The organism is Psychrobacter sp. 78a-MNA-CIBAN-0178, assembly GCF_040309625.1.
GTDB lineage: Bacteria > Pseudomonadota > Gammaproteobacteria > Pseudomonadales > Moraxellaceae > Psychrobacter > Psychrobacter okhotskensis.
The window spans coordinates 1-258 of sequence record NZ_JBEOOZ010000151.1 but is presented as its reverse complement, the minus strand read 5'-3'; the positions used below and the strand labels follow the sequence as shown (position 1 = coordinate 258).

Annotated in this window: 1 protein-coding gene; it reads right to left on the bottom strand. The window is 36.4% G+C overall.

Annotated features, from left to right (window positions below):
* A partial coding sequence (locus AAEY80_RS14645) for an FtsZ/tubulin family protein (protein ID WP_350588612.1) occupies window positions 1–258 on the bottom strand: 258 nt, incomplete at both ends.

Here is a 258-nt window from a genome sequence, read left to right as displayed (position 1 = left end):
CTTGATGACATATCAACTTGATTAACCAGTGGGTTATTAAGTGCCCCATCAAGTGCAGTAGTAAGCTCGCTTTCTTCATCGCATTTACCAACACCTAGTACTGCATCACCCTGGCAATCCATAATTTTGGCAAAATCGTTTAAATCAACATTAATAAGTCCCTGAAAACAAAGCATATCGATTAATGATTTTATCAGTGAATGTAGTATTTGGTTTGAATGTTTAAACGCATCGAATAAGCCAATATCGTTACCTAGC